This is a genomic window from Phycisphaerae bacterium, from assembly GCA_012729815.1.
GTDB lineage: Bacteria > Planctomycetota > Phycisphaerae > JAAYCJ01 > JAAYCJ01 > JAAYCJ01.
The window spans coordinates 1-5,554 of the sequence record JAAYCJ010000155.1 but is presented as its reverse complement, the minus strand read 5'-3'; the positions used below and the strand labels follow the sequence as shown (position 1 = coordinate 5,554).

Sequence of the window (5,554 nt, the reverse complement as noted above, 5' to 3'; positions counted from 1 at the left end):
TTCGGCGACGTCCACGACGCCATGCGCCGGGCCATGACCGCCTCCATGCCTTCGCCGTCAGGATGGTGGCGAAGGACCTCGCGCTCCTCCGGATACCGCTCCAGCCACCACCGCGGGGCGCTCATGTTAAGTCGCGGGTACAGGTAGGCCTGCGGGTCGCTCAGGAATACCCGCTCCGCCAGTTCGTCGAACCCGGACCAGTCGAACCGTCCCGGTCCGGTCCAGCCGTCGGCGAAACTGTATTGAACCGTATGGATGTGAACGCCGGCCCGCCCGAAATCGCGCACCTCCCGATCCAGCGACAAATCGCCGGGAATAAAGCAGTAGTCCAGCGCCGGAATCGTCCGGCCGTCGATCTCGAACGCTGCGTACCCGTTCACCTGCTTGGCCCGCACCACCGGCGGCTCAGCGTCCGCGGCGTCCAGAACCGCACACCGCGCGACGATCGCCTCGCAACCCTCAGCCGTCACGCAAACGCGATATCCTCCCGCCGCCAACTGATCCGTCGGAAGGGCGATGGCGACCGGATCGGCGCCGGACACCTCGACCTCCCGGCTGAAAAGGCGTTCTTCCTGATCTTCGCTGCGCCATAGGCTCACCTCGACGCGAATGCACGGTTCGGCTGCCGGCCGCCGCCACAACTCGCACGTAACCGCGCCTTCCTGTCGGATCACGCAAGGCGTGAGCCTCATGCCTTGCGGCAATCGCCGCGGACGGTCGGCCTCCAACACCGCAAGCAGGCCCTTCAGCAAGTCCGCCGCGTTCTCAGCCGTCCATCCCTCGGACGGCTTCACACCTACACCAACCACACGCCCGTTCATCGCCGGAACCGATGCCGGCTCAGCCAGGGTGACAAACTCCGTGATCTCCGGACTCGCCGAGCAATTCTCACCCGCTAGGCCAATGACCACCGTCCGTCCCGCCTCCCGGACGCACAGACGCGACACAAAGCAGGCGCAAGACAGTTTCTTCGCACTGCCAAAACTCTCGGCAAACTCATCCGCGATGTAAAACCACGGCGCCGGATCCGACACCTCCGAACCGCAGGTCACCGCCCACGTCGCCAGACCCAGCCGCCCGCCGTACGGCATCGTCCAGAACGGCGACGCCGCATGCCGCGACTCGTCCACCCGCCAACGGCCTTCCGTCCGCGCGCAGCCGAACCACAACGGCCCGTCTCCCAACACGATCAGATCGCCCCCTCGGGCGAAGAAACCCTCGATGGCCGCCCGCGCCTCCACCGGATAGTACCCGCCGTATGGCCAGATCAGCACGCCCACCCCGTCCGGAATCCCAGCGATCAGTTCCTCAGCCCCGATCACCCGAGCGCCCACGCCCCGCGCCGCTGAAAGCAGCGCCTCCGCCGGAAGGAACAGCGAATCGGCCACAAAGGCTTCTTCGTAAAAGACGGCTGCGGGAGAACTCGGCGAACGGTCAGTGGACATGGCGCGATCCTTTGCCTGTCGTAACGCTACATGCTACGCAGGGCGCGCAGTCTACTCACCACCTCCGGCCGTTCATAGTTTTTTCCGCGAATTCCCGGGCGAACCGGCCCTCACCGTTTGCCCTCAAAGTGCCACACGTGGTACCCCGGCGGGTCCGGCGGATTCAGCACCTCCGGCGGATCAAGCGGATACTCGCCCGCCAGCAGCTTGCGGTGATACTCGCCCAGTGTCATCGGGTCGGCCCGACCCGAACCCATGATCGTATCCAGCAGCCGCTCGTGCACCCGATAGCCCGTGTCGTGGTTCGCCTCCAGCCCGTGCCAGTGCGAACAGACGATAAACGGCCAACCCTCCTCCACGCACCGGTTCCAGTACGCCAGGCCCAGCTCCACGAACCGGTCCACCTGATCCGGCTTGACCCGGAACGCGAAGTCATCGAGGATCGGAAACTCCATCAGCTTTGCCGTTCGCATGTACGGCCGAACCGGAGGCTCCATCTCGTGCGGCGTGTCGAACTCGCCCACCGTCCACATCCAGCCGGTAAACGACACCAGGTCCGATGAGACCCAGTCAAAGTCCAACTCCTCCAACGCGGCAAACAAATTCCGGTGCGTGCACCCGCAGCCGGGACGAAAACCCTTCGACGGCTCGCCGAACGCCCGGATCCACGCGTCGCGGCCCCACTCGATCTGCGCCTTGATCGCCTCCAGCGTCCAGAACCGCTCGTAGTACGGCCGTTGACGCGTCACCTCCCGCGCCTCCGCGTGGCCCATCAGCTTCGCGTGGTACATCCGCGGGTCCGACATCCCGTATTCGATGCACACGTGAGTCGTGCCGTGCTGGAAAAACTCGTGACCCGCCGACCGCGCCTTGGCGATCTGGTCCCGAAGCGCCGCGTCGTCGTCGATGAACCGCGGCCCTTCCTTCGTCAACGCCACCGGCACCGTCGCGAACGAACCGGGCACCTTGTAACGCCCCAGAAACTCGACCATCCGACGCAGGCTCTCCGCTCCGTCCCGGCCCAGGTCGTCATTCGTCCACAAAAGAGGCGATTTCCCTTTGCTCATGATACTTACTCCGCATTCCTGGACAACTGATGCTGAGCCTTCATTATCCCCTTGGCGATCCCTTCCATCAACTCCCGATCGCCCAGCAGCCAGTGGTGAAGCATCCCGGCCCCCCGATTCGCGCACGCCTCCTCGCACACCGGACAGCCGCCCTCCGCGATGCGATACCCGCTCGACCCCACGTTCCACAACGCGTGGCGATAGACCGGACCGTACGTGCCCCCGATGCCGATCCCCTCCGCCTGCAGCACTTCCATTACACGGCCCAGCGACACGCCGCCGAACTGCTTCAGGTCGAACAGGAACATCAGAACGTAGTACCCCTGCACGTCCGCCCGCCGGCCACGCGCCTGGACCTCCACGCCGGGAATCTCTGCCGTCAGCTCGCGCAGGTACGCCGCGCTCGCCTCGCGCTTCTCCGTCTGCGCCCGCAGGTCCTTCAGGCCGTCCAGCAGGATCAACGCCTGGAACTCCGTCGCCCGGTAGTTGTGGCAGATCAGTCCCGCCGGCGGCGAACTCTGAGCCTTGCCCTGGGCGCTGCCCAAGTCGTACCCGATGTGCTTGAGCCGGTACAGCCGCTCAGCCAGCACCGCGTCGCTCGTGATGCACGCCCCCGCTTCACCGCAGGTCAATGTCTTGGACTGCTGAAAACTGAATGACCCTACCTGGCCGATGCTCCCGACACCCCGGCCCGCCCACACGCCGCCGTGGGCGTGGGCGCAGTCCTCAATAATCGCCAGACCCTTGCGACGAGCCAGGTCGCCCAACGCCTCCATGTCCGCCATCGAGCCGTACAAATGCACCGGGATGATCGCCTTCGTCTTCGGCGTGATCGCCCGCGCGGTCTTGGCCGGATCGAGGCACAGCGTGTCCGGCTCGATGTCCACGAACACCGGCGTCGCCCCCACGTACAGCACCGCCATCGCCGTGGCCATCCACGTCAATGCCGGAACGATCACCTCATCGCCCGGTCCCACGCCCAACGCCGCCAACGCGCACTCCAGCGTCACCGTGCCGTTGACCATCAGCACGCCGCGATCCGCCCCGTGATAGCGGGCGAACTCAGCCCCGAACTGCTGCTCGTACGCCCCGTTAAACGACCACTCCGCGCTCAGGTAAACCTCCTTGAGACGCTCCGCCGTGGCCCCATTGACCACCGGCCACTTCGGAACCCGGCCCCGCATCGCCTCCGTCAACGCGGGCTGCCCGCCGTCGATCGCCAGCTTCTCCGACATCGTCTGCTCCTTTTCTGATGAATGCACTGTCTGCCTCAAGTCTACCTCACCCGATCGCCAGCGGGCGTCGAAAACCGATAGACAAACCAACTCAGGGTATGGACAAATCAACGGCCGGATGCTAGGCTGGATCCGGCGGCGAAACTATCGGACGACCGTGGACCGCCTCCAAAAGAGTTGCGACCGTATGGGAGCGGGGTTCTCTCGGCCGCCCAACATAGACGGATCAACGAAATGACCAGCTACCAACCCGCCCTCGAGACGCTGCTCGACCGCCTCCTCACCGGCGAGCTGATCTTCTGCGTCGACAACCCACCGCGCCGACGCGCCGGCCGCCCGTCCGCCGATCGCCGCATGTCCATCCACGCCCACGGCTTCACCGAATGCGTCATGCCCCTCGGCGGCCGCGCCTGCCTGGAAATGGCCGACGGACTGGTCGCCCTCGCCGATCGCCGTCTGCGGGTCATCCTGCCCGGAGTCGAACACTGCGAGCGTTATCAGCGGAAGGACCGGGCCTACGAACTCCTCTGGATCGTCATCATCCCCACCGCCGTCAACTTCTTCGCCAGCACCTACGCGCCCTCCCGCGACCTGGCCCCCAGCCGCTGCCTGACCGTCGCCTCCATGCCCGCATGGGAACTCTGGGAGGCCTCCCGAACCCCCGCCCTCCCCCACGAACTCCGCGACCGCGCCCGCTTCGTCTCCGGTCTGACCTGTGCCACCGTCGCCGCACTCGACCGGCTGCGAACCGGCTCAGCCCATCCCGAACCCGCCTCACGCGCCATGGCCGAGCAGATCCGGGCCTACCTCGACGTCCACTTCTGCGAGCCGGTCACCCTCGGCGAACTCAGCCAGATGGTCCGCCGCTCCCCAAACCACGTCAACGCCCTCTTCGGCCGCGAGTTCGGCCTGCCCGTCCGTGAATACCTGATCCGCCGCCGACTCGAAAAGGCACGCCGCATCCTCGCCGAAACCGATGAGCCCGTCAAAGCCGCCGCCTACGCCTGCGGATTCCGCGATCCCCTCTACTTCAGCCGCCTCTTCCGCCGACACTTCGGCCGAGCCCCCGCCCGCTTCCGCGACGCCGAGCCTACCCCTCCGCCTTCCGGCTGACCAGGTATACGTGCCCGGGAAACGTCACGCCCACCGCCGCTTGCCCCTGCAGGTCCGCCGCGCGGGCCAGACGCACGAACTCGCTGACCGTAAAACCCTTGGTGATCGAGACCCGCCCGTCGTTCGCGGCGAAACTCCCGCGCCCCAACAGCGGCGAAATCAACGAAAACGCTGCGTAGTTCCCGTACGAACGCCGCACGTCGTTGACCAGCAGCACCCGGTCGCACACCCGCTCCGCACACCGCAACACCTCAGCCGCCTCCGGATCGCTCAGGTGGTGCAGCACGTGATTGGCGAACACGTAATCGAAACGCTCCCCCATCTGCTCCAACGCCCGCGCATCCCCCATCCGAACCTCGATCCGAGACCGACGACGCACCAGCCGCCGCGCGTATCGCACCACCCGCGGATTGTGGTCCAGGCACACGATCTCCATCGGCCGCCGCTTCCGACGGCACCACTCCATCAACCACACGTCCACGTCGCACGCCCCAGCCCCGATATCCAAAAACCGCATCGGCCGCCCGTCGGTCCGCAGCAGGTCCGGACAGATGTACCGCCCGATCAACTCCCGGTATCCCGACAGAATCGGGTTGACCCGCGCGAACAGGTGCAGCGTCCGACGCAGCGCCCGCGGATCGCTCTGCATCTGATCCATCATCTCCGGTTCCTCCGACCGGACCGTCATGTCGGG

Annotated in this window: 5 protein-coding genes; 1 reads left to right on the top strand and 4 read right to left on the bottom strand. The window is 66.1% G+C overall.

Annotated elements, in window-relative coordinates; all coding sequences use genetic code 11:
• The 3 genes from GXY33_10465 to GXY33_10455 all read right to left on the bottom strand — a co-directional run.
• Positions 1-1,445 (bottom strand): hypothetical protein (locus GXY33_10465; protein ID NLX05556.1); only part of this gene is annotated, 1,445 nt, incomplete at its 3' end.
• Between the two features lie 110 nt (positions 1,446-1,555).
• A complete protein-coding gene (locus GXY33_10460) occupies positions 1,556-2,512 on the bottom strand; it encodes a polysaccharide deacetylase family protein (GenBank protein ID NLX05555.1) in 957 nt (318 codons plus the stop codon).
• 5 nt (positions 2,513-2,517) lie between these two features.
• A complete protein-coding gene (locus tag GXY33_10455; GenBank protein ID NLX05554.1) occupies positions 2,518-3,747 on the bottom strand; it encodes a DegT/DnrJ/EryC1/StrS family aminotransferase in 1,230 nt (409 codons plus the stop codon).
• Between the two features lie 234 nt (positions 3,748-3,981).
• Here GXY33_10455 and GXY33_10450 point away from each other — a divergent pair, with 234 nt between their 5' ends.
• Positions 3,982-4,860, top strand: a complete 879-nt coding sequence (locus tag GXY33_10450; GenBank protein NLX05553.1) for a helix-turn-helix transcriptional regulator — start codon at positions 3,982-3,984, stop codon at positions 4,858-4,860.
• Here the strand turns inward: GXY33_10450 and GXY33_10445 are convergent.
• Positions 4,838-5,521 (bottom strand): methyltransferase domain-containing protein, encoded by a 684-nt coding sequence (locus GXY33_10445; GenBank protein NLX05552.1) that lies wholly within the window; start codon positions 5,519-5,521, stop codon positions 4,838-4,840. The genes GXY33_10450 and GXY33_10445 overlap by 23 nt on opposite strands.
• Positions 5,522-5,554: the final 33 nt, after the last annotated feature.

Excerpts from the sequence above, each read along its gene's own strand:
- GXY33_10455 (NLX05554.1), bottom strand. The coding sequence starts at position 3,747 with ATGTCGGAGAAGCTGGCGATCGACGGCGGGCAGCCCGCGTTGACGGAG.
- GXY33_10460 (NLX05555.1), bottom strand. The coding sequence starts at position 2,512 with ATGAGCAAAGGGAAATCGCCTCTTTTGTGGACGAATGACGACCTGGGC.
- GXY33_10450 (NLX05553.1), top strand. The coding sequence starts at position 3,982 with ATGACCAGCTACCAACCCGCCCTCGAGACGCTGCTCGACCGCCTCCTC.
- GXY33_10445 (NLX05552.1), bottom strand. The coding sequence starts at position 5,521 with ATGATGGATCAGATGCAGAGCGATCCGCGGGCGCTGCGTCGGACGCTG.